27 protein-coding genes are annotated in these 25994 nt (G+C 61.1%); 20 read left to right on the forward strand and 7 right to left on the reverse strand.

Annotated elements, in window-relative coordinates:
- Positions 1–7 precede the first annotated feature (7 nt).
- Positions 8–691 (forward strand): ribose-5-phosphate isomerase RpiA, encoded by a 684-nt coding sequence (rpiA, locus tag MEMAR_RS06795; RefSeq protein ID WP_011844226.1) that lies wholly within the window; start codon positions 8–10, stop codon positions 689–691.
- On the opposite strand, the gene MEMAR_RS06800 is transcribed toward rpiA, so the two are convergent.
- The 3 genes from MEMAR_RS06800 to acs form a co-directional block, all read right to left on the reverse strand.
- Positions 680–1060 (reverse strand): TrmB family transcriptional regulator, encoded by a 381-nt coding sequence (locus tag MEMAR_RS06800; RefSeq protein ID WP_011844227.1) that lies wholly within the window; start codon positions 1058–1060, stop codon positions 680–682. The genes rpiA and MEMAR_RS06800 overlap by 12 nt on opposite strands.
- A gap of 367 nt (positions 1061–1427) precedes the next feature.
- Positions 1428–1991 carry a TATA-box-binding protein gene (locus tag MEMAR_RS06805; RefSeq protein ID WP_011844228.1) on the reverse strand — a complete coding sequence of 188 codons (564 nt, stop codon included), beginning with the start codon at positions 1989–1991 and terminating at the stop codon, positions 1428–1430.
- 42 nt (positions 1992–2033) lie between these two features.
- A complete protein-coding gene (acs, locus tag MEMAR_RS06810) occupies positions 2034–3932 on the reverse strand; it encodes an acetate--CoA ligase (protein WP_011844229.1) in 1899 nt (632 codons plus the stop codon).
- Positions 3933–4528: 596 nt separating this feature from the next.
- Here acs and MEMAR_RS06815 point away from each other — a divergent pair.
- The 4 genes from MEMAR_RS06815 (at position 4529) to MEMAR_RS06825 (ending at position 7291) form a co-directional block, all read left to right on the forward strand.
- The gene (locus tag MEMAR_RS06815) at positions 4529–5557 is read left to right on the forward strand and encodes a helix-turn-helix domain-containing protein (protein ID WP_011844231.1); all 1029 of its coding nucleotides are present in this window, start codon (positions 4529–4531) and stop codon (positions 5555–5557) included.
- Positions 5558–5566: 9 nt separating this feature from the next.
- Positions 5567–6064, forward strand: a complete 498-nt coding sequence (locus tag MEMAR_RS06820) for a DUF3368 domain-containing protein (protein ID WP_011844232.1) — start codon at positions 5567–5569, stop codon at positions 6062–6064.
- A 250-nt stretch (positions 6065–6314) separates the two neighbouring features.
- Positions 6315–6455: a hypothetical protein gene (locus MEMAR_RS13135; RefSeq protein WP_187147912.1), complete on the forward strand. Its 141-nt coding sequence runs from the start codon at positions 6315–6317 to the stop codon at positions 6453–6455.
- Positions 6452–7291: a hypothetical protein gene (locus tag MEMAR_RS06825; protein ID WP_011844234.1), complete on the forward strand. Its 840-nt coding sequence runs from the start codon at positions 6452–6454 to the stop codon at positions 7289–7291. Before MEMAR_RS13135 ends, MEMAR_RS06825 begins: the two co-directional genes overlap by 4 nt.
- Before the next feature lie 204 nt (positions 7292–7495).
- On the opposite strand, the gene MEMAR_RS06830 is transcribed toward MEMAR_RS06825, so the two are convergent.
- On the reverse strand, positions 7496–7810 hold the full coding sequence (locus tag MEMAR_RS06830; protein ID WP_011844235.1) for a transcription factor S: 315 nt from the start codon (positions 7808–7810) through the stop codon (positions 7496–7498).
- 125 nt (positions 7811–7935) lie between these two features.
- Between MEMAR_RS06830 and artA the strand changes: the two genes are divergently transcribed.
- Positions 7936–8760 (forward strand): archaeosortase A, encoded by an 825-nt coding sequence (gene artA / locus MEMAR_RS06835; RefSeq protein WP_011844236.1) that lies wholly within the window; start codon positions 7936–7938, stop codon positions 8758–8760.
- Between the two features lie 507 nt (positions 8761–9267).
- On the opposite strand, the gene MEMAR_RS06840 is transcribed toward artA, so the two are convergent.
- On the reverse strand, positions 9268–9900 hold the full coding sequence (locus MEMAR_RS06840; RefSeq protein ID WP_011844237.1) for a CDP-alcohol phosphatidyltransferase family protein: 633 nt from the start codon (positions 9898–9900) through the stop codon (positions 9268–9270).
- Positions 9901–10043: 143 nt separating this feature from the next.
- Between MEMAR_RS06840 and MEMAR_RS06845 the strand changes: the two genes are divergently transcribed.
- Positions 10044–10730 carry a dihydrofolate reductase family protein gene (locus tag MEMAR_RS06845; RefSeq protein ID WP_011844238.1) on the forward strand — a complete coding sequence of 229 codons (687 nt, stop codon included), beginning with the start codon at positions 10044–10046 and terminating at the stop codon, positions 10728–10730.
- 21 nt (positions 10731–10751) lie between these two features.
- On the opposite strand, the gene truD is transcribed toward MEMAR_RS06845, so the two are convergent.
- Positions 10752–12023, reverse strand: a complete 1272-nt coding sequence (gene truD / locus MEMAR_RS06850; RefSeq protein ID WP_011844239.1) for a tRNA pseudouridine(13) synthase TruD — start codon at positions 12021–12023, stop codon at positions 10752–10754.
- The gene (pth2, locus tag MEMAR_RS06855; RefSeq protein ID WP_011844240.1) at positions 12020–12382 is read right to left on the reverse strand and encodes a peptidyl-tRNA hydrolase Pth2; all 363 of its coding nucleotides are present in this window, start codon (positions 12380–12382) and stop codon (positions 12020–12022) included. Before pth2 ends, truD begins: the two co-directional genes overlap by 4 nt.
- A gap of 806 nt (positions 12383–13188) precedes the next feature.
- Between pth2 and MEMAR_RS06865 the strand changes: the two genes are divergently transcribed.
- From MEMAR_RS06865 to MEMAR_RS06925, 13 genes are all read left to right on the forward strand, one after another.
- A complete protein-coding gene (locus MEMAR_RS06865) occupies positions 13189–14340 on the forward strand; it encodes an NAD(P)/FAD-dependent oxidoreductase (protein WP_048063785.1) in 1152 nt (383 codons plus the stop codon).
- A 63-nt stretch (positions 14341–14403) separates the two neighbouring features.
- Positions 14404–15042 carry a cobalt transporter CbiM gene (gene cbiM / locus MEMAR_RS06870; RefSeq protein ID WP_011844242.1) on the forward strand — a complete coding sequence of 213 codons (639 nt, stop codon included), beginning with the start codon at positions 14404–14406 and terminating at the stop codon, positions 15040–15042.
- Positions 15042–15392 (forward strand): PDGLE domain-containing protein, encoded by a 351-nt coding sequence (locus MEMAR_RS06875; RefSeq protein ID WP_011844243.1) that lies wholly within the window; start codon positions 15042–15044, stop codon positions 15390–15392. The genes cbiM and MEMAR_RS06875 overlap by 1 nt, the downstream gene beginning before the upstream one ends.
- Positions 15393–15422: 30 nt before the next feature.
- Positions 15423–16256, forward strand: coding sequence for an ATP-binding cassette domain-containing protein (locus MEMAR_RS06880; RefSeq protein ID WP_011844244.1), 834 nt, complete (start codon positions 15423–15425; stop codon positions 16254–16256).
- On the forward strand, positions 16253–17068 hold the full coding sequence (cbiQ, locus tag MEMAR_RS06885) for a cobalt ECF transporter T component CbiQ (RefSeq protein ID WP_011844245.1): 816 nt from the start codon (positions 16253–16255) through the stop codon (positions 17066–17068). The genes MEMAR_RS06880 and cbiQ overlap by 4 nt, the downstream gene beginning before the upstream one ends.
- A gap of 603 nt (positions 17069–17671) precedes the next feature.
- Positions 17672–17986 (forward strand): hypothetical protein, encoded by a 315-nt coding sequence (locus MEMAR_RS06890; protein WP_011844246.1) that lies wholly within the window; start codon positions 17672–17674, stop codon positions 17984–17986.
- 216 nt (positions 17987–18202) lie between these two features.
- Positions 18203–20173 carry a DNA topoisomerase (ATP-hydrolyzing) subunit B gene (gene gyrB, locus MEMAR_RS06895; RefSeq protein WP_011844247.1) on the forward strand — a complete coding sequence of 657 codons (1971 nt, stop codon included), beginning with the start codon at positions 18203–18205 and terminating at the stop codon, positions 20171–20173.
- Positions 20163–22598, forward strand: coding sequence for a DNA gyrase subunit A (gyrA, locus tag MEMAR_RS06900; RefSeq protein WP_011844248.1), 2436 nt, complete (start codon positions 20163–20165; stop codon positions 22596–22598). Before gyrB ends, gyrA begins: the two co-directional genes overlap by 11 nt.
- Before the next feature lie 238 nt (positions 22599–22836).
- The gene (locus MEMAR_RS06905) at positions 22837–23439 is read left to right on the forward strand and encodes a DUF2178 domain-containing protein (protein ID WP_011844249.1); all 603 of its coding nucleotides are present in this window, start codon (positions 22837–22839) and stop codon (positions 23437–23439) included.
- Positions 23440–23444: 5 nt separating this feature from the next.
- Positions 23445–23663, forward strand: coding sequence for a helix-turn-helix transcriptional regulator (locus MEMAR_RS06910; protein ID WP_011844250.1), 219 nt, complete (start codon positions 23445–23447; stop codon positions 23661–23663).
- Entirely contained in the window at positions 23660–24571 is a 912-nt protein-coding gene (locus tag MEMAR_RS06915; RefSeq protein ID WP_011844251.1) for an ABC transporter ATP-binding protein, read from the forward strand. Before MEMAR_RS06910 ends, MEMAR_RS06915 begins: the two co-directional genes overlap by 4 nt.
- On the forward strand, positions 24568–25626 hold the full coding sequence (locus tag MEMAR_RS06920) for an ABC transporter permease (protein WP_011844252.1): 1059 nt from the start codon (positions 24568–24570) through the stop codon (positions 25624–25626). The genes MEMAR_RS06915 and MEMAR_RS06920 overlap by 4 nt, the downstream gene beginning before the upstream one ends.
- Positions 25623–25940 carry a hypothetical protein gene (locus tag MEMAR_RS06925; RefSeq protein ID WP_011844253.1) on the forward strand — a complete coding sequence of 106 codons (318 nt, stop codon included), beginning with the start codon at positions 25623–25625 and terminating at the stop codon, positions 25938–25940. Before MEMAR_RS06920 ends, MEMAR_RS06925 begins: the two co-directional genes overlap by 4 nt.
- Positions 25941–25994 lie beyond the last annotated feature (54 nt).

A 25994-nucleotide genomic window follows, 5' to 3' on the forward strand; every position in this document is an offset into this window, starting at 1 on the left:
GTACAGCATGAGTGCAGAAAAGCGGAACGCAGGCTACCGGGCGGCAGAAGAGGTCGAGGACGGGATGGTCGTCGGACTCGGCACCGGGTCGACCGTCTTCTTCGCGATGGAGCGGCTGGGCAAGCGGATAGCAGAGGACCGGCTCTCCATTGCCGGCGTCCCGACGTCCTACCAGGCGGCCATCCGGGCACGCCGGTACGGCATCCCCCTCACGAGCCTCGACGAGTATCCCGAACTCGATATCGCCATCGACGGGGCCGACCAGGTCGATCCGGCTCTCTGCCTGATCAAGGGGCGCGGTGCCGCGCTCCTCCGGGAGAAGTGCGTCTGCGACGCGGCACAAAGAGCGGTCATCGTCGTTGATGGGACAAAGATGGTGGAGGCCCTGAACGCGCCCGTGCCGGTCGAGGTGCTCCCGTTCGCCGTGGAGGCGGTCTCGCGCCGGCTTGCGGCGCTCGGTGCCGACCCGGTCCTCCGGGAAGCGGTGAAGAAAGACGGGCCGGTCGTCACCGACAACGGCAACTTCATCCTCGACTGCAGTTTCGGGACGATCGCGGACCCCGGGCGCCTGGAGACGGCGATTGCCTCGATCCCCGGTACACTGGAGTGCGGCCTGTTCTCGGCCTACACAGAAAAAATAACGGTTATTGTCGGTGAGGAGAAGGGTTGCAGCGTCGTATCACTGCATTGAGATGCATTCCCGCATCTTCTGGATGAGGTCTAACTGATGCCGGGCTTCCTTCTTCTTTTCTTTCTCGATTGTATCCATGATCTCCGTTATTGAGCGCGAGAGCGTGTAGATCTTCACCGGCCTTCCTTTGCTCTCCGACTTGCTCTCGCGGGTATCGATCCAGTTACATTCTTTGAGGTAGCGCATGGCGATGCTGACTTCGGGCTGGCGGAGATCGGTGCCGCGCTCGATGTCCCGGGATGTCGCTTCCTCGATATTTGCCAGGTATACGAGCACTTTGGAGACGTTTCGTTTGATTCCGATACCCATCAGGAGCTCGGCGAGTTCTTCATCGCGTGGCGTAAAATACCGTACCTTATCGGACCTCATCCATTCACCATCAGATAGTATCTATTGTTTTAAATCTGACTATAAAAATATTATTATTTCAATAGGAGATCCGGCGATTGTGATTGTTTTAAGTGAATAGATGAAGCATCAAACCCTTGAGAACGGTCTTTTCTTCACCGGATCACGCTTCCACCGGCAGCAGGAGAGTGCTCTCCAGCGGGAGAGAGAACGATCGGGAGGCCGGAAAACGGGGGTCACGCCATCGGCCGGGGTATCCATAGCTACCGGGTAGCGCCGAAGATTCAAAACGGCCCGTATGGGAACCAACGGCCCAAAGGCCCGTATGGAAACCAACGGCCCAAAGGCCCGTATGGTCTGTAAAAAAAAAGAGAAGGACTAACGGGTTTCAGATGAGACCGAGACTGGAGAGTTCGGAGAGAATCCGCTTTACCGCACGCTGGGCATCCTCGGGCACCTTGCCGCCCGTGATGATCAGTTTGCCGGACCCGAACAGGAGGACGACCACCTTGGGGTCGTCGAGCCGGTATACGAGCCCGGGGAACTGTTCGGGCTCGTACTCGATCTTGTCCAGATTGAAGCCCACGGCGATCTTATTGAGGTTGATCGGCGTCCCGAGGTCTGCGGACGTGACGATGTTCTGGATCTTATACTCAGGGTTCTCGGGGATGTCGATGTCGAGCGCCCGCAACTGATCGGCGAGGATTTGCAGGCCCCGGGAGAGGTTGTCGATGCTCTTTGCACCGGTCAGGACGACCTTGCCGGAACCGAAGACGAGCGCGGCGATTTTCGGGTCCTGCATCCGGAGAACGACGCCGGGGAACCGCTTTTTATTGTATTCCGCGTCCTTCAGCCGGGAAGCAAGAGAAGGCAGATCAAGAGAATCCGTCACTTTCGCGGAAGCGACGATATTTTCTATCTTGAGGGACTCCTCTGGTCTGTGCTCATTCATATATATAGCATGCTTAAAAAAGGTATATAAAGAGTTGGTTTTCTACTCTTCCAAAGTCGAGATATCACCGGGGTCCATACCCAGCTCCTGTGCTTTCAGGACCCGCCTCATGATCTTGCCGCTCCGGGTCTTGGGGAGCGAATCGACGAAGTCAATCTCGGACGGTATGGCGATGGGACCGAGCGTCATCCTGACGTGGTAGACGAGATCGTTTCTCAGTTTTTCGCCGGGTTTTTGGCCGTTCCTGAGGATGACGAAGGCTTTTATGGTGTTCCCCTTCAGGGCGTCGGGTTTCCCGATGACGGCGGCTTCCGCCACGGCCTCGTGGGAGACGAGCGCGCTCTCGACCTCGGCCGTCCCGATGTTGTGCCCGGCGACGACGATCAGGTCGTCGGACCGCCCGATGACCATGATGTAGCCGTCCTTGTCCTTCACCGCGAGGTCGGCCGCGGTGTAGCAGCCGGGAACGGTGTTCCAGTACTTGCAGTACCGCTCATCGTCGTTCCAGATCGTTCGCATCATCGACGGCCAGGGCTCCCTGACGACCAGGAGGCCGCCCGTGCCCGGCGGACACGGGTTGCCCGCCATATCGACGACGTCCGCGACGACGCCCGGGATCGGCTTCCCGGCGAATCCGGGGCGCATCGGCTCGCCGATCATCGTGGTCACCATGTGCATCCCGGTCTCGGTCTGCCACCAGGTGTCCACGATCGGGCACCGGTCTTTGCCGATGGTGCGGTAGAACCACTCGAACGCCTCGGGGTTGAGCGGCTCGCCGACCGACCCGAGGATGCGGAGCGACGAGAGGTTGTAGCGGTCCGGCCACTCTTCGCCCACCCGCATGAACATCCGGATGGCCGTCGGTGCGGTGTAGAAGATGGTGACGCCGTACTCCTCGATGAGGTCCCAGTAGGTGCCCGGATCCGGGTAGTCGGGGGTGGCCTCGGCGATGAGGCAGGTGGCGCCGTTCAGGAGCGGGCCGTAGACGCCGTAACTGTGACCGGTGATCCACCCGGGGTCGGCGGTGCACCAGTAGATGTCGTTGTCCTTGACGTCGAAGACGTGGCGGGTGGTGTAGTAGGTCCCGACCATGTAGCCGCCGCAGGTGTGCACGATGCCCTTCGGGGATCCGGTGGTGCCGCTCGTGTAGAGGATGAAGAGCGGGTCTTCGGCGTCCATCGGTTCGGCCGGGCACTCCCGCTCGACGCCCTCCATCAGGTCGTAGTAGTCCACCTCCATCTCGGGGTGGAGCTCCACGGGCTTGTCGTCGTCGCGCCGGAGGATGACGATCCGCTCGACGGAGGGTGCGTTGACGACCGCCTCCTCGACGATATTCTTGAGCGGAATTGCCTTACCGCGCCGGTAGGTGACGTCGGCGGTGACGACCACCTTTGCATCGGTGCCCGTGATGCGCTGATTGAGTGCACTGACGCCGAACCCGCCGAAGACGACCGTGTGGATGGCCCCGATCCGGGCGCAGGCGAGCATGGCGACGATCTGTTCGGGCACCACCGGCATGTAGATGCAGACGCGGTCGCCCTTCCCGACGCCGAGACGCTTCAGGCCGTTTGCGAACCGACAGACGGCCTGGAAGAGCTGGCGGTAGGTGAGGATCCGCTCCTCCTCTTCGGTCTCTCCCCGCCACATGATCGCGACCTTGTTGCGCCGCTGGTTGTAGACGTGGCGATCCAGGCAGTTGTGGGTGATGTTGAGTTTGCCGTTGAGGAACCACCTGGCGTAGGGGTAGTTCCACTCCTTCACCCGGTCCCAGGGCTGGAACCACTCAAGCTCCTTGGCGACGCAGTCCCAGAACCCGTCGGGGTCCGCAAGAAACTCCCGGTAGGCCTGGTTGTAGTCCCCGACCCAGGACTGCTCCCTGCAGCTGGCTTCGGGGGTATAGTACTTCGCCTCCTCGAGTTTGACGTTAAAATCTTCAGCCATCCTATTACCCCTTATTATACATTATTAATAATGTATATTGTATATCAACATTCTGGTTGAAGGGACGGTTTCGTCAGAGGGGTCCTGGCCGGGAATGGTTGCCGGGACCGCACCGGGAGGGGTGTCTGCCAAGCAGAAATGTGCAACCCTTGAGGGATTTTGGCGGATTGGCACGCGGGAAGGGCGATTCCTGGGTTAGGACAGGGATTGGATCAGCCGGACACCGGCCTCTTCGTCGGAGGGCGATGTCGCGCGAAAAGAGGGGCAGCCTCCGTCCGTGGTCGTGTGGGTGAATGGACTCTTCCTGGGACAAGAAGGGAGAGATAAAAGTAATTTCAGAGTGCGCTCAACTTGATTAACCCTACCCACCAGCGTTTTCCCAAGCAGACCGCTCACGCAGGCAATGTACTTCCCGGCATCGGTAATGTGAACGGTGAATCGCCTGCCTGACCAGATGCACGTGATGGACGACCCGACCCGCTCAACGCCGCCACCATACCAGAACGAATATATACAAATATCGCGAGACACCATGTAGTTTACAAAACAATAAATAACAAAGCAATCGTAAACCCGGCGCTTGGCGGTGAGATGAGATGACCATTGGAGAACGGATAAAATCCGCACGCATTGGCGCGGGATTGAGCCAGCGGAATCTGGCCGAAAAGATGGGCCTGAGCGCCATGGCGATCTCGAAGTACGAGAACGGCGAAGTCACCCCGAGATCGGGGCTCCTGATTCAGATGAGCGAGATGCTCGGAGTGAACGTCGATTACTTCTTCCGCTCCATATCCGTGGATCTTTCCGAGCCGCAGTATCGGTGCCGGAAACCGCTGAAAAAGCGAGAGGAAAGCCAGATACATGCAAAAGTTCAGGAATGGCTCGAAAGATATCTCGAGATCGAGTTGATTCTGGGTGAGGAGAAGCCTCTCTTGCTCCCTTCAAGGGAGGATTGCCGCATAACAAGCCTGGGGGAGATCGAAGATGTGGCCCAGAAAGTTCGTGATGAGTGGAACCTGGGCCTGGATCCCATTGAGAGCGTCATGGATGTGCTGGAGCAGCACGGCATTAAGGTCGGCATCATCGGAGCCACGGATAAGTTCGACGCTCTGACATTCTATTACGATGATAACACGCCGGTTATAGCCATAAACAACGACACCCCAGGGGACCGCCAGCGGTTCAACCTTGCCCACGAACTCGGACACCTTCTGCTCCGGATTGAAGGGGACGTCGATGAAGAAACGGCGGCCCATCGATTTGCCGCTGCGTTCCTCGTACCGAAAGAGATGGCGTTTCGGGAGCTGGGGCAACGACGCCGGAACATATCACCACGCGAATTCTATCTTCTCAAGCATAAATGGGGCATGAGCATGAGTGCCTGGCTCCATCGGGCTGCCGACCTCGGGATCATATCAGAGAGGACGTCGAAACGGCTCTGGTTGCTCTTCAACAGTAATGGGTGGCGGCAGACAGAGCCCGGAACCCCGTTGCCGCCCGAACATCCGACGCACATGAAACTGCTGGTGCTCCGCGCTCTTAGCGAGAAGAAGATAAGTACAGCGCGAGCTCAGGAATTATTGGGGGGAGAGCAGCCCGGTGAGCAGTGTGTCGAAGCATTCTAGGCGATACGTGTGAAAGGTGCCAAGGTCAAGTGTTCAATCGATGCGAACTACGTCTTCGACCTGGACACCGGCGGGATACTGGATTGTCCCCCATATCTCGGTTACACCTTCCTTATGGCGAACTTCATCGCCCACGAGATAGCAACAATCTCCCACGAACGATTACGGCTCTGCGGCATGCAGATCGCCGACCTGGAACCCGGGCAGGTTTCGGAGATCTACGAACTCCTCCGGGAGCACCGCGGACTCTCCTACAGGGATCTCGCCGCATTCGTCCTGGCACGGGATACGCAATCCATACTGGTAACCGGCGACGGTCATTTGCGCACGATGGCCGGAGAGAATGATATAGAATGCCACGGGACATTGTGGATACTGGATGCACTCGTGGACGCAGGCATCCTCACGGGGCCGCGCGCCGCAGATGCCCTGAGAACGATGCAGGCGAACAACAGGTGGCTCCCAAAGACTGAGTGCGATGCGCGAATACGAACGTGGAGGCCATAGAGATCTCCAACAGCCGTAACGCACCCCATGATGAGAGACACTATCGGGCTGCTGTTTCCGGCATCACTCGTGGCGCTCAGCATCAGCACCGCGGGGATGTACCGATGTGCCGCGCAACGAGAGTGTCCCGGTATGGCCGCTGCAACACGAGAGGCAGCCGGGGATCGTGAAATCGTCAGCGGCGGCCGTTTTAAGTGAGGACAAATGCCAACCTTTTTGCCGCCCTCTTTTCCATATCCAATTGATCACCATGCACAACGGGGTGATTCACAAGACCATCCCCTCCCGGCGCCACGGCCCCGCCGGGATGTTCGACGCGACCGGCCGGCAGATCGACCTGCGGGTATGCGAGTCGCAGAGGCTCGCGGAGGACGGGGTGGCGAAGGAATGAGGGGGATTGAAGGAATCGAGCAGACGATAAACGGACTTGAGACCGACGCAATTGAGATTGAGCGGATTGTAATAGGGTTACTTCGAACCGTGGAACTGATCCACAAACCGGATCCTGCAGGAGCACTCTTCTTCGCTCCGAGTAATCAGTGGAGCGAGTTGTCCGGCCAGGAGCAGCAGAAACAGCGAGACGCGCTACGAAAATATCAACGGTGGTATACGGTCGCCCACCGGTACGTCAGGGAATATGCCCCCGAAAGGGTCGATGAATTCAATCACTGCTATTTTGGCGACACGCAGGGCAACTACGGCGTTATCGATTACATCAAGTTAGAACGGCTGCAACGGTCACGCAACAAGTCCAGGATCATCGACGATTTCTGGCGCGTCTTCGAGATCCAAAGGAGTATCCTCCTCTCCGTATCGGATGTTCTCGGGATCGAGAGAATAAACCTCCGGGAACTCATATCGTCGGACTTCATCGACCGCGAGATCGGTGAAGCCGACTGTCTCTGCAGGATGGGTCATCCTCGTGCCGCGGGCGTCCTTGCGGGGGTTGCGCTCGAACGGCAACTGAAGACGCTGTGCGACAGGTATGGCCTCGAATACCAGAAGAAGGACGCTGTCGAACATCTGGTGCAAAGGCTGTATGAAAACGATTGCCTTGATCTCACGCAACTCAGAACCATCCGGCATCTTGCCGAGATCCGGGAGAAGTGCGACCATGCAAGCGACGTCACAGGCGATGAGGTCGGTGAGTTGATCGAACGGTTGAGGGAATTCATGCGGCAGAGTTTTCCGACCGAACCGCTGCAGCCGCAGGATACGATAGCGTAGCAGAAGCGAGACTTCGTCCCCCATCGATCAGCCCGTCTCCTACGTGCGGATCGAGATCCCGCACCTGGCAGGGGGACAGAGAATACGGGCATCATGGATGCCGGGGGGTTGGGGATAGGGCCTAGTGGAGTCGAAAAGAACTCGCCAGAAAACAACAGAAAGAAATGCGCCCCGGAGGGGCATCAGAACAGTAAACCTGCCGGATCAATCGTACTCGCGCCAGGTCTTGCCGCAGGCGGTGCACCGGAAGAACCTGACTTCGCTCTCATCAGCCGCACGCAGCTGCCGCAGCCACCAGAATGCCGTCGTGCAGTCGCACTCCGGGCACTTGATGCTCGCGGTCGGGAGGGTCGCTATCTTGTCCTCCTCGTCGACGATGGTGATCTCTTTCTCCACACGTTTGTCTGTCTTCTTCAACCGGTCGGAATCATCGATCTCCCGGATATAGCCACATTTTTTGCATTTCAGCTGACCACCGGACGATATCATCAGACCTTTACACTGCGGACAGAACATCATTGTAATGAATGGGGTGGCAATCGCAATTAATTCTTGGTCGCGCAGCATGATCCGTTCGCATGACAGGTGGCCCGGACTGGACGGGTGCACAAATAATTATAGTCGGATACGGCGAAGGGTAAAGGATGAAGGATTACCTGGTGCTGATCTCCTGCATCTGCTTTCTCGTCTTTCTCATCCCGGGCAGGTTCAGGAAATACTTCGCACTCGGCGGGTGGGCGAGCATCGTCGGATACCTCTTTCTCGAGCTTCCCTACTACTTCTCCCTCAATAACTTCATGTACCCGGCGATAGCCGTCCTCTCGGTACCCTTCCTCTACATCACCGCAAAATACCTGCTCCGCGACGACCCCCGGGTGATGCAGATCTCGACGATAGCGGCCGTGGCATTCCTGATCTACGCTCCCTTCGGCTACATGCCCGCACTCGGGAACTGGCTGATTGCAGCCGTCGCCGACCAGACCTCGGCGGTGCTCGCGGCGGTCGGCTACCCCGTAACCTTCCAGGACTGGAACCTGATGGAGCGCAACGGGCTCCAGACCGAGATCATCCTTGCCTGCACCGGCATCCAGAGCATCGCGATCATGCTCGGGGTCGCCTGGGGCGTGCAGTCGACGCTGAAGCAGAAGATCGCCGGCTTCCTCGTCGTCTTCCCGACGATCTACATCCTCAATATCGTGCGGAACGTCTTCGTGATAACGGCCTACACCGAACAGTGGTTCCCCTACCTCCCCGAGATCGCCGGCAACGGCGAGTTCGGGTACGAGAGTTTCTTCTGGGCACACAACGTCATGGCGGAACTCGGGGCGCTCGTCTTTCTTGTGGTCCTCGCGTACACCCTCTTCATGATCGTGCCCCAGCTCGGCACCCTCGCCGACAACCTCTACCGGCTCTATCGCGGCGAGATCGCGCAGGTCGTCCGGCCGAACGCCGGAAAGACCGAACGTTGACGCCGGGCGGGAAGTGCCCGGTAGTCGCACTCCAGAGTGTCGTTCTTCGCACCTGCGGTGATCACGCTCCTGCCCCGAAAACGCTTCGCGTTTTCTCATGCTCCTGCCGTTCCGGCAGTCGCACCCTTCGGCCAGTCGCGCTTCGCGTGAGACTTCAGCACAGAGTGAGTTCAGGGACTCACGCGAAGCCGCGAAGGGGAGTTGATCTCAGATAAACCGATCTTCGCGCTCTTCGCACCTGCGGTGCTCAAGCTCCGGGCGTTCCGCCCATCGCTCTTCGCGGCTCGCACCTGGCGGTGCTCACGCTCGCTACGCTCGCAAGTCGCACCTACGGTGCTCCAACTCCGCTTCTGACGAAGCGTCGTTCTTCGCGTGAACTAACAGTTTATATGCGATGATACGGCCTCACGCGAAGGCCAAAGGGCACGGTTTGAGCACCGTCAGGATGCGGGCTGCAACGCCCATCCGCTACGCTTCCTCAAGGCCCAAAAAAGATCTGCGAGCCGGTCAGGAATACCGCCGGTAGAGGTAGAAGACCCGCTGGACCGCGGAGAGGTTCGTGCAGACCGCGATGAGGAGGACCGCAACCCAGAGGAGCCCGGTCACGCCGCCGAGCACCAGCACGAGGATCGTCTCGGGCCTGCCGAAGAAGCCGACCCCCTCGAGGGGATCCTCGATCTTCCCGGCAACCCTCTCGGAATACCCGATCTCCGCGTACGTGACCGGCTTGATGAATGTGTTCATCAGCGATCCCGCGAGCGCCAGCCCCACGATACCGAAGTCGGCGACCGGCGGGACGTCGACGAGGTGGCTGACGATGGGGATGCCGGAGAACCCCACGCCGAGGATGACCGCCGCGTCGACGTATTTGTCGGCGATCCAGTCGAAGACCGCCCCAAACCGGCTCTCGGCGTGATTTTTCCGGGCGACGTTGCCGTCCACCAGGTCGAGGATCGCCGAGACGAACAGGAGCAGGCTGCCCGCGAGGAAGTGGCGCCCGGCGAAGGCAAGCGCGCACGAAAAACCGAAGAGCACCGAGAGTACCGAGACCTGATTCGGCGTAACGCCCAGGCGTATAAAAAACGACGCGATTGGCTCCGTATATTTGATGAATTTCGGCCGCAGGGAGGTTATATTCATCGCATATTTTATCTGCTCGAAAGGAGTTTAACCTTTGCTCTGATGGACGAGAGCGCAACACTTCACCCGGAATACCGTTTACGGGCTAAAATCACCAGATTCATAAACGCTCCCGCCAGATAGATCACCGGGAACGAATTCCAATGCCAGAACACGATAGGCCGCACGTGCTCATGATGTCGGAGATCACCGTCGACGGGAAACTCACCCTGAAACGCGGGGCCTCGAGCAAGATTCTCATGAAGTACATGGCTCCCGAAACCGAACTCCTCCTTCACCAGACCCGGGCGGAATATGACGCCATCATGGTCGGGGCGAACACCATCAGGATCGACAACTCCTTCCTGACGGTCAGGCTGGTCGAGGGAAAAAGCCCGCTCCGCGTCATTCCGAGCAGCCGGGCAGATATCCCGCCGGATGCAAACGTCCTCGGACCGGACGCGAGAACCGTCATCGCCGTCAGTGAGGCCGCGCCGGCGGAGAATGTCGCCCGGCTCCGGGAAAGCGGCGTCGACGTCGTCGTCGCGGGCGAGAAAGAGGTCGATCTGCCGGAACTGATGGGCATCCTGAAGAGAGATTACGGCGTCGACCGGATGATGATCGAGGGGGGGCCGACGCTGAACTGGGCGATGCTGAATCACCGGCTTGTGGACGAGATACGCCTGATCCACCTGCCGTTCATTGTCGGCGGCGCCGACACCCCGTCGCTCGTCGGCGGCATGCATATCGAGACCGAGGAGGAGATGTTCCGGCTCTCCTTAAAGCGCCACTTCATGTGCGGGAGCAACCTGGTCACCGAGTGGGATGTGCTCTACCAGCCAGGAAATTAACCACTTTTCACCGCCGATCCCCTAGATCATCATGTAGGGGTCGGCCTTCATGTATTCCCGGCAGACCGTCGTCGCGTAGTGGCCGGGAGGGAGCGTGAATTTGAGCCGGACATCCGCACCGGATACCTCCGTCTCCACGTCGGCGGAGAGGCTGATCGGCCGGAGCACCCCGGAAAACGCCGTCTCCACGAACCGGGAGGCGCGCTCGAAGTCCCCGGCGTCGATACCCGACTCGATCATCAGTTCCTGCATCATCTCGTCCATCGGCCCGCGCGATGTCACCTGTCCAGAGCCCGGAATGAAGAGGGCGATCCGGCACCGGCCGCGGCGAACATGCATCAGGGCCGCCTGCCGGTTCCGCGCGGAGACGATATCCTCGCGGCTGTTCTCAAAGAGGAGCCGGTCGCCGATCTCGGGCTCGGTGAGCGACATGCCGGCATCGATGCGGGAGGAGAGCGCGCAGTTGAAGAGGTAGGACTGGTATGCGCTCACGAGGAGCGAGAGGAGTTTCGGGGGGAGCGCCCGGAGCGCGCCGGCGTAGTCGCCGGGGTTCGCGACGAGGTGGTTCGCCATCGCCCGCTCGTAGGTCATCCATATGGGTAAGTCGGCGAGCGCCGCCCGTGCATCGTGGGTCTCGGTGAAATGAGTCCGGGCGCGCTGTGCCTCCTCCGACTCCCGGGGGTAGGCCCGGCCGATGTAGATGGCCACGGCGCCTTCGTAATCGCCCTTGAGGATCCTCTCGCCGACCAGATGCGTGACCGGCCGGACGACGCCGAACCGCTGCAGCCCGTAGTAGTTCGGTATCCCGGCGGACGCCACCTCCGTCGCCGCCTGCACCCGCGCCGGGAGGCCGTCTTCGATGCAGTCGCGGATGACGATATCGAACCGGTTGCCCGCGAGGCTGCCGAGGGAGAGCGGGTGCTGCGACCGCCCGACGACCTCGAGCGAGATGTCCGCAAGGTGCACCTGTTCAACGGCCTCCGGCGTGACGTTGTAGATCGATATGAACTGGGTGGTCACCGCGTTCTTGTCCTTCGTCCCCGCCCAGGCGATCCGCCGGTGGCTGATGCCGAGCCGTTTTGCGATCTCCTTGACCGCCCGCTGGAGTTCCCAGTTCGTCTTGGTGAGCAGGCAGATGAGGTGCGGGCCGTTCTGGTCGCTGATCGGGAGCGGGAGTTCCTCGACGACGAAGTCGGCGGGGCTTACGCGGAGCCGGCCGCCGATACCGGGGGCATCGGACGCGTAGTAGCGCATCCCGAGTTCCTGCTCGAGGGGATGGGGCGAGGGCATCATAGCAGGGAAAGGTCTCCGGTGATCCGGTCGAGGTCTTCGGAGCGGGCGGGGCCGAGGCCAAGCGCCGTCACGGTTCCCGGCGGGATCTCGGTCATCCCGGCGTCCTGGATGATCGACGCGGGGATGCCCGCCCGCTCCGCGATCGTCTTGAGTTCAAAGAGCTGCCGCTCGGCCGAAGCCTTCAACACCACCTTCTTCTGCCCTTCGTCGAGCCAGGCCTTCCTCGCCAGTTTGTCGGCCTTCTCGTAGGCCCCGATGGCGGCGTGAGCGATCTGCGCGCACTTCTTGCCGCAGCTCATCTTGATGTCGGCGCGCACAATCAGGCACTGCTTCCACTTGAACTCCCGTATATCAGGCATTTCGTACTACCTGGGGCATGATCCGTCAAATACGCAGCTGTGGGGTGCGACTGCCGGAACGGCAGGAGCATGAGAAAACGCGAAGCGTTTTCGGGGCCGGAGCATGAGCACCGATAGGTGCGGGGAGGGAGCGGGGGGCATGTCGCCGGCGTCGCAGAGAGTCTTGCGAGGTGGGGAAGGGGGTTTGGGGAATTTGGATATCGCGGCCGCCGTCCCCCAGGATACTATGAACCCACACACGGATTTCCAGTGGATATCGCGACTGGGGGAGGGGCTGACGGGGAGTGTGATGGGCGGAATGCGACCGGTCGCCAGAGCGGGAGCATGAGCACCGAAGGTGCGAACGCCCGGAGCTCGACCACCGTCAGGTGGGGAGGGGGGCATGCCCCCTCCCCTGTCTCCAACTCACATCATTGTTGCTCAAACTCGCTATGCCTGCATCCCCTATTACCCCCACCCCTCCCGCGCTTTGCGCTCCTCCTCCACACCTTCGGTGCTCATGCTCCGGCCCCATGGCCCGTCGCACCCCGCCCCGAGGGGCGGGGGCAGTGCGTGGCGATATGCGACTGTCGAAGGGCAGGAGCAGGAGCAACGCCAGGTGTAATAGGAAACGGGCCGGAGGGCAGGAGAACGGGCAGCGGAGGTGGGAGGTGCACAGTCCCCCAAACTCCTGTCCTCCAGCCGCTCATCACCGATGACTCTTACTCCCATCATCCACCCCCTTTTATACCGCCGAACGTCCACTCTACTCAGGAACCGGCCCGCCATCGGCGAACCGGGAACCAACTCGTGCGGGGCATGATACTCTGGTCTGGGATGTTGTCGTTGTGGGCGCGGGGCCTGCCGGGAGCGCCGCGGCGCGGGCGTGCGCAAAAGAGGGGCTCAAGACGCTCTGTATTGAGGAGCACGGAACGATCGGCTACCCGGTGCAGTGCGCTGGACTGCTCTCGGTCTCCGCCCTTGCCGAGTGCAACGTCTCGAATTGCTCGGTCTTGAACGAGGTGAGCGGTGCCCGCATGGTCTCGGGTCTCGGAGGAGAACTCCTCTTCGATGCGGGGGTCACGAAGGCTTACGTCGTCGACCGGTGTCTCCTCGACCGGGAGATGGCACAGAAGGCAGCGGACGCCGGGGCGGAGTTCCGCCCAAAGACCAGTGCATCGGGCATCAGCGGCTCCTCGCTCCTGACCCGGGGCGTCCGCGGGCGGGAGGAGATCCCCTTCCGCCTCCTGATTGCCGCCGACGGACCGCGGAGTTCCGTCGCCCGCATGCTCGGCCTGCAGCGCCCTGCGCTCTACCTCGCCGGGATTCAGGCGGAGGTTCCCTACGAGATGGACCCGCGCTACGTGGAACTCCACCCCAACGCCTCGCCCGACTTCTTCGGGTGGGTGATCCCGGTCTCGGCGACCCGCGCCCGTGTCGGCCTCTGCGCCCGGGAGCACGCAAAAGACCACTTCGACCGGTTCACCGCCCGCTACGGGGGGAACTCGCTCCACCTCGCGAGCGGGGTCATCCCGCTCGGGGTCATGCCCCGGACTTACGGACGGCGGGCACTCGTCGTCGGCGATGCGGCGGGGTTCGCAAAGCCCACGTCTGGCGGCGGGGTCTACACCGGCGTCCGGTCGGCGAAACACGCGGCCGCCGTCGCCGCGGCGTGCTGTGCGCGCGGGGAGTTCGACGACGGGAGCCTCCGGGACTATGAGCGGCGCTGGAAAGAGGATTTCGGGAAAGAGCTCGATATCGGGATGAAAGCGCTTCATATGCGCCAGAAGATGACGGCGGAGGAGATCGACCGCCTCTGCCGGGCTCTCGACGATCCGGATCTCATCGCGACGATCGTGGAGCACGGTGACATGGACAGGCCGGGCACCCTGCTCCGCAAACTTGCCCTGAAACCCGCGCTGGCCCGGGCAATGGGCATACTTTTCGCATCGGGAGTACGCCGGATTCTTACCGGCTGAGATATGCGACGTGCTTAGTAATACCTTTATACCAATACGTAATACAATCGCATCAGGTGTGTCATGCATATACCTGACGCGTTCATACCGATGGGGCAGGCCCTGGTCTACTGGGTCATCGCCCTGATCTTCATTGCACTCGCCCTCCGGTGGGCGCGGCGTTCGATGGGAGAGGAGAAGATACCGCTGGTCGCCGTGCTCGCAGCAGGCATCTTCGCCATCCAGGCGTTGAACATCCCCATCCCCTGGGGGACGAGCGGCCACATGGTCGGTGCGGCGCTCGCGGCAATCGTCCTCGGGTCGCCGTTCGCAGGGGTCTTCGTCCTGACGCTGGTGCTCCTCGTGCAGGGTATCATCTTCGGCGACGGCGGCATCACCGTCATGGGTGCCAACATCATCAATATGGGCGTCATCGGCGGATTCGTCGGCTACTACGGCTATGCCGGCATCAAACGCGTGATAGGGAATGCGTATGCCGCCGCCTTCATCGCCGCATGGGCGTCGCTCTTCGTCTCCGCAATCCTCTGTGCGGTCGAACTCGCAATCGCCGGAACGTTCCCGCTGGTTCCAGCACTCACCGGCCTTGGGCTCTACCATGCGGTCATCGGGCTCATCGAGGGAGGCATCACCGCGGGCGCCCTCTACCTGATTGCCTCGGCACGGCCCGACATCCTCGAACACCCGGCAGGGGTGAGCGCGTAATGGAGAGAAAGCAGTTCGTCATCATCGGCGTCGCGATCGCCCTCGTGATCGCGGTTGCCGCACCGTTCCTCGCCTCCGGAGACCCCGACGGGCTCGAGAGCGCGTTCTTCAGCATTTACGGCGCAAAGCCCTTCATGGGGAGCGAGCTCGATGAAGATGCCGCCGGCGCCGCAGAGGAGCAGGTGGTCGCCGCGACCGGGAACGACTTCGCGTACGAGGCACTCATGCCCGACTACAGTATCCCCGGCATGGATAAGGCCGGAGAGGTGCTTGCGGTCGTTATCGGCACGCTTCTCATGCTGATACTGGTATTCGCCGTCGCGAGGGTCTCCGCACGGCCCGATAACTAGATACCTGAAAAACCCACACTTTTTGCTATCATGCACCTGCTCGAGACCCGCGACCTCACCCATATCTATCGCGGCGACGTCCACGCTCTCGAAGGCGTGAACTTCACCGCAGAGAGGAAGTCCCGCATCGCCGTCATCGGGCCGAACGGTGCCGGGAAGAGCACGCTTTTCAAGCACTTCAACGGCATCCTCAAACCCACGTCCGGCGAGGTGCTGGTCCGGGGCGAGCCTATCACGAAGGAGAACGTCCGTGAGGTCAGGAAGTTCGTCGGGATCGTCTTCCAGAACCCCGACGACCAGATCTTCTCCCCCACCGTGGAGCAGGACATTGCGTTCGGCCCGATTAACCTCGGCCTCGACGAGGCGACGGTCGCCCACCGTGTCGAGGAGGCCCTGCACCTCCTCGGGATCGAGGAACTGCGCGAGCGCGTGCCGCACCACCTCTCGGGCGGCGAGAAGAAACGGGTCGCCATCGCCGGCATCCTTGCGATGGAGCCGCAGGTGCTGGTGCTCGACGAGCCGACCGCGGGGCTCGACCCCCAGGGTGTCGCCGACCTCGTGGCGTTCGTCAACCGGCTGCCCGAGGAGTACGGCATGACGGTGGTCTTCTCGACTCATCATCTCGACCTCGTGGCGGAGATGGCGGACTACATCTACGTAATGGATAAGGGAAGGGTCGTGGGCTCCGGGACAGTCGAGGAGGTCTTCACCCGGCCGGAACTGCTCACCCAAACAAGGCTCGACGTGCCGCCCATACCGAAACTGATCCGGTCGCTCCGGGAGAACGGCGTCGCCATCGATATGGCATACACCTACGAGGACGCGAAGAAGTCGTTCCTCGACGCCTACGCGAGAAGAGCATGATCGACGATCTCTACTACATCGAGAAGCATGCTTATCGGACGAGCATCGTCCACCGGCTGGACGCGAGGGTTAAACTCCTCATAGCCCTCGCCGCCATCGTGGCCATCGTAGCCGTGCCGTACTCGACGAGGGTCTACGAGGTCGGCGCCGCCCTCTTTGCCCTCTTTGCCCTCCTCTGGGCCGCATCGCGCCTCTCACCGGTTGTCTACTTGAAAAGGCTCGCGCTCATCCTGCCGTTCGGCATCTTCTTAATCGCGTTCCAGGTATTCGTAAAAAATCCATATTACGATGTTTTTCATACGATTGCGACCCTCCCCTTCGGGATCGAGGTCTACGCGGAGTCGGTGGAGTTCGCGTCGATCCTCCTCCTGAAGTTCGTCGTCAGCGTATCGTTCATCATCCTGCTCTCGTCGACGACGAAGATGCAGGACATGATCGAGGCGGCGGGGAGGCTCGGCCTGCCCCGGGAGTTCACCCTCACGCTCGCGATGATGGTCCGCTACATCTTCGTCTTTGCCGAGATGTTTACCCGGATACGGACCGCGATGGCGACCCGGTGCTTCGATCCCCTCGACCGCACCCTCCCCTACCGCTACCGGCTGCACCAGATCGGCTACACGGTCGGGACGATCTTCATCAGGTCCTACGAGCAGGGCGAGCGCACCTACACGAGCATGCTCTGCCGGGGCTACGGGGCGAACGCCGGCCTGTATATCAGGAAGAAACCCCTCCGCACCGGAGAGACCGTCTTCTTCGCCGCGACGCTGGGTTTCATCGTGCTCTCTTCGGTTCTGATCTATGGGCAGCCGTAGGTGAGTGCGATGTTACCTTGCCAATCAAATTCTGTCCCTGTTGAAGCGTCCAGAGCCTGAAATGGCTTACTTGCGTGTTGCAGACATTATCTCTTCTCGTCAAAGCGATTCCGGGATACCAACGACAACAATGCAACTATAGCGAGGAAAAGCCCGATCCAGTGGACCGTGGTGGCTATCGCCACGCAGGGGGGTGGGGACAATGGGGAGTGCGAACGGAGTGAGCATGAGAAACTCGAAGAGTTTCGAGGGGGGAATATTCCCCCCTCCCCGTCAGCCCCTCCCCAAATGGCGATAGTCACTGGGAAGCCGTGCACGGGATGTAGACTGCGCGTAGGACAGGAGCTTGAGCACCGTCAGGTGCAGGGGCGGGAGCACGAGAGGCCGTGAGGCTTAGAGGCGCGAACACAGTGAGCGTGAGCACCGCCAGGTGCGAAGTGCGCAGTCCCCTCGAAATCCGTGCCAGGTGCAATTAAAAGAGACAACCGAATGCAAATGCAGAAGCATGAGCAACATCGCAGACCCGGAACCGTTTCCCGGAACACCATCGGCATACGAAAAAAACCAGATCGTTCATATTCCCCGGCGGTGTATAGGGAAAGTATGCCCGCAAAGAGCGAATTCGGCAGAGGGTTCGTCGTCAACCTGATGCTGCTTTCACGGCATTTCGGCCTGCCTCCCGAGCGAGCGTTCTACGGCGCCGCGGATCACCTCAACGACTTCACCGTGCCGGAACAGTTCCGGGGAACCGAGATCGAAGAACTCGTTGAGCGGCTCCGCAAACAGGTGATCTGGCACCAGCCCGGCACCCTGGACAAGGAAGATGCTGCCGACGTAAAACGGCTCCTCAACCGGCTCGCGGTCGCGATCGACAGAGAACTCGGCATACCCGATCCGGATACGGGAAAATACGACTGAGGGGAGCGCGCATCCCGCCAGGGAGCCGGGATCGGACGGGGGCCGCCGGGGCTTTCCGACCGCGCCTGCGCTGGAGCCCCATCGAACCGTTGAGCAGCAGGACAGCCTCAAAATAGAGATTTTTCCAGGGCCATATACTATAAGTGCTTATAAAACCAATATATACTGTGAATTTTGCTGCGATTCAGGACACCGCTTGTTCAGCGGAGGTCACAGATGACTGATACCTACGATGCTTCACACATCACGGTACTGGAAGGCCTGAGGCCTGTGCGGGAACGTCCCGCCATGTACATAGGCAGCACGGAGAGCCGGGGACTTCACCACCTGGTCTACGAGGTCGTGGACAACGCCGTAGACGAGGCTCTCGCCGGGTTCTGCGATCTGATCCAGGTGACCGTCAACCGGGACGGCTCGGTCTCGGTTGATGATAACGGCCGTGGCATTCCGGTCGACCTCATGCCCCAGTACGGCAAGAGCGCGCTCGAGATCGTCCTCACCGTGCTGCACGCCGGCGGAAAGTTCGACAAGAATACCTACCAGGTATCCGGCGGCCTGCACGGCGTCGGTGTCTCGGTCGTCAACGCCCTCTCGAGCTGGCTCGATGCAACGGTCTTCAAGGACGGCAACGTCTATGCGATGCAGTTCCGGCAGGGTCTGGTCGCAAAACCGCTCGCGAGCCGCCCGGAGACCGAGCACGAGATGGAGGCGCGGTACGAGGAGCGCTATGGTGCCCGGGACGGGCAGCCGCTCGACTACGAACGGCTCCGGGGGACCCGGATCACGTTCCAGCCCGACCGTTCGATCTTCGAGACCGTCGAGTTCGATTACGACGTGCTGGATCACCGGCTCCGCGAACTCGCCTACTTAAACAGCGGCCTCACCATTGTCCTCCGGGACGAACGCACCGGCGATGTGGTCACCTACTGCTTCGAGGACGGGATCCGGCAGTTCGTCGCCCACCTCGGCGAGGGGAAGGAGAGCCTCCACGACGATATCATCTACTTCCAGAAGCGCGACTCCGAGAGCAAGGTCGAGGTCGAGGTCGCCCTGCAGTACAACAACTCATACTCGGAGACGATCTATACCTACGTCAACAGCGTCAACACCCGGGAGGGCGGCACCCACCTCGAAGGCTTCCGGAGCGCTCTCACCCGGGCGATCAACAGCGCTGCCCACCGTAACAACCTCCTAAAAAACAACGATGCCCAGGTCAAGGGTGAAGACGTCCGGGAAGGGCTCGCCTGTGTCATCAGCACCCGGGTGGCGAATCCGCAGTTCGAAGGGCAGACCAAGATGCGCCTTGGGAACAGCAACGTCCGGGGCATCGTGGACTCTCTCGTTTACTCCTCGCTCACCGAGTACTTCGAGGAGCACCCAAAGACCCTCCAGACGGTCGTGGACAAGGCGATGGCGGCCGCCAGAGCAAGGGAAGCCGCCCGGACTGCACGTGAACTCGCCCGGCGGAAGAGCACGCTGGAGTCGACCGGCCTCCCCGGGAAACTCGCCGACTGCCAGGAACGCGACCCGGCAAAGAGCGAACTCTACATCGTGGAGGGAGATTCGGCAGGGGGTTCCGCGAAACAGGGGCGGGATAGGAAGTTCCAGGCGATCCTTCCCCTGCGGGGGAAGATCCTGAACGTCGAGAAGGCGTCGGAGCACAAGATCCTGAAGAACGCCGAGATTCAGGCGCTGATATCCGCGATCGGCACCGGAGTCGGCGACAGTTTCGACGCGGAACGGGCCCGGTACCACCGGATCATCCTGATGACGGATGCCGATGTCGACGGAGCACACATCCGGACGCTCCTCCTCACGTTCTTCTACCGCTACATGGTGGGGCTCGTCGAAAACGGCTACATCTACATCGCCCAGCCGCCTCTCTACCGGGTGGCGAAGGGCAGACAGGAACAGTATGTCTACCGCGAAGAGGAGATGCGAGAGATCCTCGCCGAGTGGGGCGAGAAAGGCGTCTCGATCCAGCGCTACAAGGGTCTCGGTGAGATGAACGCCGGACAGCTCTGGAGCACCACGATGGACCCGGCAAACCGGATTCTCAAGCAGGTGAAGATTGAGGACGCCGCCTACGCGAACGAAATATTCGAGAAACTTATGGGAGAGAACGTGGACGCCCGGAGAGATTTCATCCGCAGGCATGCAAAGGAGGTGAGCAACCTTGACGTCTGAAGGGGAAGGGGTTGTCCCGATCAACATCGAAGAGGAGATGAAATCATGCTACATCGACTACGCGATGAGCGTGATCATCGGCCGTGCCATCCCCGACGCGAGAGACGGCTTGAAGCCGGTGCACCGCCGCACCCTCTACGCGATGTGGGAGATGGGCAACACGAGCGACAAGCCCTACAAGAAGAGCGCCCGTATTGTCGGAGACGTGATGGGTAAGTACCATCCTCACGGCGATTCGGCCATCTACGATACGCTCGTGAAGATGGCCCAGCCCTTCTCCTACCGCTGCATGCTGGTGGACGGCCAGGGGAACTTCGGGTCAATCGACGGCGACTCCGCTGCCGCCATGCGTTACACGGAGGCCCGGCTCACGAAGATCTCGGAGGAACTGCTCACCGATATCGACAAGAAGACGGTGGATTTCGTCCCGAACTTCGACGAATCGCTCCAGGAGCCCAGTGTCCTCCCCGCCCGGATCCCGAACCTCCTCGTCAACGGGTCGAGCGGGATTGCCGTCGGCATGGCGACGAACATGCCGCCCCACAACCTCAGAGAGGTCTGCGAGGCGACCTGCCGCGTTATCGACGACGCGGGCACCTCCACGGAGGAGCTGATGCAGGTCATGCCCGGACCGGACTTCCCGACCGGCGGGATCATGATGGGCACCGCAGGCATCCGCGACGCCTATCTGACCGGTCGCGGAAAGTGCGTTGTCAGGGGCGTCGCGGAGATCGAGGAAGAGGGCCGGACACCGCAGATCATCATAACCGAGATCCCCTTCCAGGTGAACAAGGCGCGCCTGATCGAGCATATCGCCTCCCTCGTCCGCGATAAAAGGATTGAGGGGATCGGCGATATCCGCGACGAGTCCGACCGCGACGGCATGCGGATCGTGGTCGAACTCAAGAGGGGAGCCGCGCCTCAGGTGATACTGAACTTCCTCTATAAGCACACGGCGCTCGAGTCTTCCTTCGGCATCATCAACCTCGCGATCGTCGACCGCCAGCCCCGGACCCTGAACCTCAAGGAGATCATCCACGAGTTCCTCAAGCACCGGGTGGACGTGGTCCGGCGGAGGACCGAGTTCGATCTCACGAAGAACGAGGAACGGATGCACATCCTCCGCGGCCTCCTCGTCGCGCTCGACAACATCGACGCGGTCATCGCGACCATCCGGGGTTCCGGGACGACCGATGAGGCGCAGAAGGCCCTGGTGGCAAAGTTTGCGCTGGACGAGGTGCAGGCGGACGCCATCTTGAAGATGCAACTCCGGAGGCTTGCGGCGCTCGAACACCAGAAGATTCTCGACGAGCGCGATGCAATTGCGGCGGAGATCGAGCGGTTGTCCGCGATCCTCGCAAGCGAGGCGAGCATTCTCGCCGAGATCAAGAAGGAACTCGTCGATATCGGTGCGCGCTTCGGCGACGAACGGAGAACCCGGATTGCGCAGGCAGCCGAGGCGTTCGACAGGGAGGACCTCATCGAGGACAAACCGGTGCTGGTCTCGCTCACTTCCTCGAATTACGTGAAGAGGATCGACCTCGACACCTACCGGAACCAGCGGCGCGGCGGTCACGGCGTCATCGGGATGGCGACGAAAGACAACGACGGCGTCGAGAAGGTCTTCGTCGCGAACATGCACGACAACCTCCTCTGCTTCACCGACAGGGGAAGGATGTACTGGCTGAAGATCTACGATCTTCCCGAGGGGCAGCGGACGGGCAAGGGCAAGGCCCTCGTCAACCTCTTAAACCTCGACGGCGAAGAGCGCGTGACCACGGTGATCCCGGTCAGGGAGTACCGGCCCGACCATCACCTCTTCTTTGCGACGAGGAACGGGACGGTCGCGAAGATGGCGCTCGACGAGTTCTCGAGGCCGCGGCAGACCGGGATCAATGCCATCAACCTCCGCGACGGCGATGCGCTGGTGGACGTGAAGGCGACCGACGGCAACCAGGAGTTGATCCTGACGACGAAGTTCGGACAGAGCCTCCGGTTCCACGAGGAAGCCGTCCGCCCGGTTCACCGGAACGCCATGGGCGTGCGGGGGATCAAGCTCCGCCACGGCGACGCGCTGCAGGCCATAGCCATCGTCGAGGACGACCATCTCCTCACCATCACGGAGCAGGGCTACGGGAAGCGGACGGAGTTCGACGAGTACCGCGGCCACGGCAGGGGCACGCTCGGGGTGCGAAACATCGTCGTCGACGCCCGGGCGGGTAACGTCGTCGGGTCGATGGCGGTCTCCGACGACGACGAGATCATCGTGATGAGTGCGTCCGGCATCGTGATCCGGACGAAGGTTTCCGAGATCTCGATCCAGAAGCGGGGCACCCGCGGTGTCCGGGTCATGAAACTCGACGACGGCGACCGGGTCATCGGGTTCACGATCCTGGATTCCGAGGAGCCCGAGGAAGAGGCGTAAGCGGCCTCTCCCTCTCTTTTTCAACGTTCGCTCTCTTTGTGCCCCTCGCACCGAATTCTGTCTTTGCGATCGCTCCGGAAGCATAGGGGCTCATTCACCCAAGAGATCTGCGTGGCGGTGCTCTGCTCAAGAATCCGGAGATGCCTGTATCCTCGTGTCGATACCCATAGGGAAATTCGCCACTCAAAATAGGAAGCTATTTACTCTAAAAGAGAAATATATGTTACGTTGGGAAAACATGAAACAGAGAACCTATCTCATCTGCATCGCCCTGGTGGCAATCGGCCTGGTCTTTGCTCTCGGATTCGGCCTGACGACCGCAAACATGATCGTCCCGGTCGTCGCCGTCATTGCCGGCATCGCTATCCTGGCTCTCTGCCGCCGCAGCGTGACGGAGGTCACGGAAGACGAACTCTCCACGATCCTGCACGGGAAAGCGGCGCTCAGCGCACTTGAGGTGACCATCCTCATCGCCGCGATCGGATTTGCTGCGCTGATGAGCTTTTCGTCCGGCGGTGGATCCGGCTGGGGCCTGGCAACATACGACAATGGATCGACCAAGGTCTACTACGGGGTACTCTCTATCTCTCCAACACTCTCCGTCTCTCCTCTAGATCTGAATTACGAAAGTTACTCCCTGTACGAAGGCTCCTACCTCATCCCCGACCCGGCAAACCTGACTTTTGACGACGTCATCGCCATTGATGCGATGTTTGCCGAAGGCCACCGCATCCGTGATACGACCCGCGCGTTCGGTGCGGCGCTCGGCGCGGTCACGGTGCTGTTGACGGCACTGTACGGCGCGTTCCTGTGGTATTACAACAGAAAATACGGGGCGTAAAGCCGATGAAGAACAGGATCAAGGTCTTTCGCGCGATGCACGACATGACCCAGGAGGAGCTTGCCGATGCGATCCGGGTCACCCGGCGGACGATCAACTCCATCGAGCGGGGGAAGTACAACCCCTCCATCGAGGTCGCCTACAGGATCGCGAAAACCTTCGGTGTCACCATCGAGGAGGTCTTCTGCTTCGAGGACGGCGAGGATACGGAGGACCGGCGATGATCCGCTGCGACCACCTGACCAAGATCTACAACAGCATCGCTGCCGTGGACGACCTCTGCCTCGAGATCCCCGCCGGCGAGGTCTTCGGGCTGCTCGGCCCGAACGGCGCCGGCAAGAGCACCACCATCCTGATGCTCGTCGGGCTCATCCAGCCGACCTCGGGCGCGTGCTCCATCGACGGGACCGAGGTCGCCGCCCACCCAATCGAGGTGAAGAAGAAGATTGGCTACATGCCCGAAGACGTCGGGTTCTACCCCGACCGCACCGCAGAAGAGAACCTCGACTACGCGGCGAGGTTCTACGGGCTCAGCGAGGCCGAGCGGAAACGGCGGGTCGACGACCTCCTCGCCCTCGTCGGGCTGGACGGCGTCGGGACGAAGGTCGGCGGCTACTCGAAAGGGATGCGGCAGCGCCTCGGTCTCGCCCGGGCCCTCGTCAACGAACCCGCCGTCGTCATCCTCGACGAGCCCACGGCAAACCTCGACCCCCGGGGGGTGCTGGACTACCGCCGGATCGTCAGGAGTCTTGCCGACCGGGGAACGACCGTGCTCGTCTCCTCCCACATCCTCTCAGAGGTGAGCAAAGTCTGCACCTCCGTCGGTATCCTCGCACGCGGCAAACTCATCGCGTCCGGCGACCGGGAGATGCTCTCGCGCGCCGCGATGCAGGACCGGGTGACGATCGACGTCGAGACCGTGACCCCGATGCCCCGGCTCACGAACCCGGAGATCCTCTCTGCGGAGTATTCGCAGGACACCTGCTCCGCCCGGATCGTCGCGAAGCATGATATCAGCGGTTTCATCGCAGAGACCCTGTATGCCGAAGGCATCCTCCCCCGGCGGCTGGCGGTCGAGATGCCCGACATGGAGGATATCCTGCTCTCGTATTACGCGGAGGGAACCGCATGACGCAGGCGGCCTTGCGTATCATCGCGGGCAAGGAGTTCTCCGACCATCTCCGGAGCAGGCGGTTCCACCTCCTCTTCGCGATCCTGGCCGTCGTCGCCGCCGTCGGCATGATCACCGGAGCGGTCCAGTACTCGAAAGACCTCTCCGACTACAACGCGGTCCAGATGATCGCGGAGGGGGACGACGACCCGACGCTCGCCGGCAACCTTGCCGGGATGAAACCCTCCGTCCTCTCGGCATACTCCCAGATGGGAATGCTGATGGCCGGTATCGGCGTGGTGCTCGGGATCGCGATGGGGTTCGACCTGGTGACCCGGGAGAAAGAGAGTAAATCCCTCAAAAGCCTGCTCGCCTACCCGGTGTTCCGCGACGAGGTGATCAACGGAAAAGCCCTCGGGGGCGTCGGCGCAATCGCGCTCGCGATGGGGGTCGTCCTGATCGTCTCCGTTGCAATCATGGCCCTGTTCGGCATCGTCCCGAACCTCGACGAACTGGTACGCATCCTGGTCTTCGGGGTGACGTCGTTCCTCCTCGTCTTCACGTTCTTTGCCCTCGCCCTCCTGATGTCGACGGTCTCCAAAGACAGCGGGAGCGCCCTGCTGTACTCCCTGATCGTGATGATCGTTCTCTCGTCGTTCATTCCGATCTTCGCGTACACCCCGGTATACTCGGCCGTCTTCGGCGACGCCCCCACCCCGCCGGGCATGTCCACCTACTCCTACCAGCAGAGTTCTTCGGCCTATACTGTGACATCGGTCGCGGTTGCATACAAATCCGACGATGCCGTAGACCCGGAAGCCCTCGCGGAGTACGAGCGGGCATCGAGAGAGTACATGAACCAGAAACGGACAATCACCGATATCGTCACGCTCGTCTCGCCGACCGGCAACTACCAGACGATTCTCGGCGCCGTATCGCAGCCCGCAGGGGAGAATACCCCGGGACTCGGAAACCTCCTCGGCGCCCTCGCCTGCAACATCATCGCCCTGCTTGCAATGCCCGCAGCCTTCTTCGGGCTGGCATGGGTCCGGTTCATGCGGGAGGATATCCGGTGACCGGAGCCCCCTCCTGGCTGGAGAAGCCGGGCGTGGTGCTCATCATTCTCCTGGCCGGACTGACGGCGGCGACGGTCTCGAACATCGGCGGGAGGGAGGTCGCCGTCTATCTCATGGCGGTACTGGCGGTCGCGAGCGCAATCGTCGTGTACTTCGATGCGACGGCGATCGGTGCCGGAACCCGGGTAAAGACCGAACGGCTCCGCGATATCGAGACATGGAAGCCGGCCTCGTGGGCGATCTGGGTCGTCATCTTCTGGCCGCTCTTCCTGCCGTATTATCTCTGGAAGCGGAATGGAATGAAGAGTTCCTGATGCTTGCTATGTACATCCCAGGCCATAGCATCCCCAAAACCGTCCGGAGACGTC

It is taken from the genome of Methanoculleus marisnigri JR1 (assembly GCF_000015825.1).
Classification (GTDB): Archaea; Halobacteriota; Methanomicrobia; order Methanomicrobiales; family Methanoculleaceae; genus Methanoculleus; species Methanoculleus marisnigri.

Coding starts and splice junctions, on each gene's coding strand:
- MEMAR_RS06890 (WP_011844246.1), top strand. CDS start 17,672: ATGCCCGCAAAGAGCGAATTCGGCAGAGGGTTCGTCGTCAACCTGATG.
- acs (WP_011844229.1), bottom strand. CDS start 3,932: ATGGCTGAAGATTTTAACGTCAAACTCGAGGAGGCGAAGTACTATACC.
- MEMAR_RS06845 (WP_011844238.1), top strand. CDS start 10,044: ATGCCAGAACACGATAGGCCGCACGTGCTCATGATGTCGGAGATCACC.
- rpiA (WP_011844226.1), top strand. CDS start 8: ATGAGTGCAGAAAAGCGGAACGCAGGCTACCGGGCGGCAGAAGAGGTC.
- MEMAR_RS06910 (WP_011844250.1), top strand. CDS start 23,445: ATGAAGAACAGGATCAAGGTCTTTCGCGCGATGCACGACATGACCCAG.
- MEMAR_RS06830 (WP_011844235.1), bottom strand. CDS start 7,810: ATGATGTTCTGTCCGCAGTGTAAAGGTCTGATGATATCGTCCGGTGGT.
- MEMAR_RS06815 (WP_011844231.1), top strand. CDS start 4,529: ATGACCATTGGAGAACGGATAAAATCCGCACGCATTGGCGCGGGATTG.
- MEMAR_RS06880 (WP_011844244.1), top strand. CDS start 15,423: ATGCACCTGCTCGAGACCCGCGACCTCACCCATATCTATCGCGGCGAC.
- gyrB (WP_011844247.1), top strand. CDS start 18,203: ATGACTGATACCTACGATGCTTCACACATCACGGTACTGGAAGGCCTG.
- MEMAR_RS06805 (WP_011844228.1), bottom strand. CDS start 1,991: ATGAATGAGCACAGACCAGAGGAGTCCCTCAAGATAGAAAATATCGTC.
- MEMAR_RS06920 (WP_011844252.1), top strand. CDS start 24,568: ATGACGCAGGCGGCCTTGCGTATCATCGCGGGCAAGGAGTTCTCCGAC.
- artA (WP_011844236.1), top strand. CDS start 7,936: ATGAAGGATTACCTGGTGCTGATCTCCTGCATCTGCTTTCTCGTCTTT.
- MEMAR_RS06905 (WP_011844249.1), top strand. CDS start 22,837: ATGAAACAGAGAACCTATCTCATCTGCATCGCCCTGGTGGCAATCGGC.
- MEMAR_RS06800 (WP_011844227.1), bottom strand. CDS start 1,060: ATGAGGTCCGATAAGGTACGGTATTTTACGCCACGCGATGAAGAACTC.
- cbiM (WP_011844242.1), top strand. CDS start 14,404: ATGCATATACCTGACGCGTTCATACCGATGGGGCAGGCCCTGGTCTAC.
- pth2 (WP_011844240.1), bottom strand. CDS start 12,382: ATGCCTGATATACGGGAGTTCAAGTGGAAGCAGTGCCTGATTGTGCGC.
- truD (WP_011844239.1), bottom strand. CDS start 12,023: ATGATGCCCTCGCCCCATCCCCTCGAGCAGGAACTCGGGATGCGCTAC.
- MEMAR_RS06825 (WP_011844234.1), top strand. CDS start 6,452: ATGAGGGGGATTGAAGGAATCGAGCAGACGATAAACGGACTTGAGACC.
- MEMAR_RS06915 (WP_011844251.1), top strand. CDS start 23,660: ATGATCCGCTGCGACCACCTGACCAAGATCTACAACAGCATCGCTGCC.
- MEMAR_RS13135 (WP_187147912.1), top strand. CDS start 6,315: ATGCACAACGGGGTGATTCACAAGACCATCCCCTCCCGGCGCCACGGC.
- MEMAR_RS06840 (WP_011844237.1), bottom strand. CDS start 9,900: ATGAATATAACCTCCCTGCGGCCGAAATTCATCAAATATACGGAGCCA.
- cbiQ (WP_011844245.1), top strand. CDS start 16,253: ATGATCGACGATCTCTACTACATCGAGAAGCATGCTTATCGGACGAGC.
- MEMAR_RS06875 (WP_011844243.1), top strand. CDS start 15,042: ATGGAGAGAAAGCAGTTCGTCATCATCGGCGTCGCGATCGCCCTCGTG.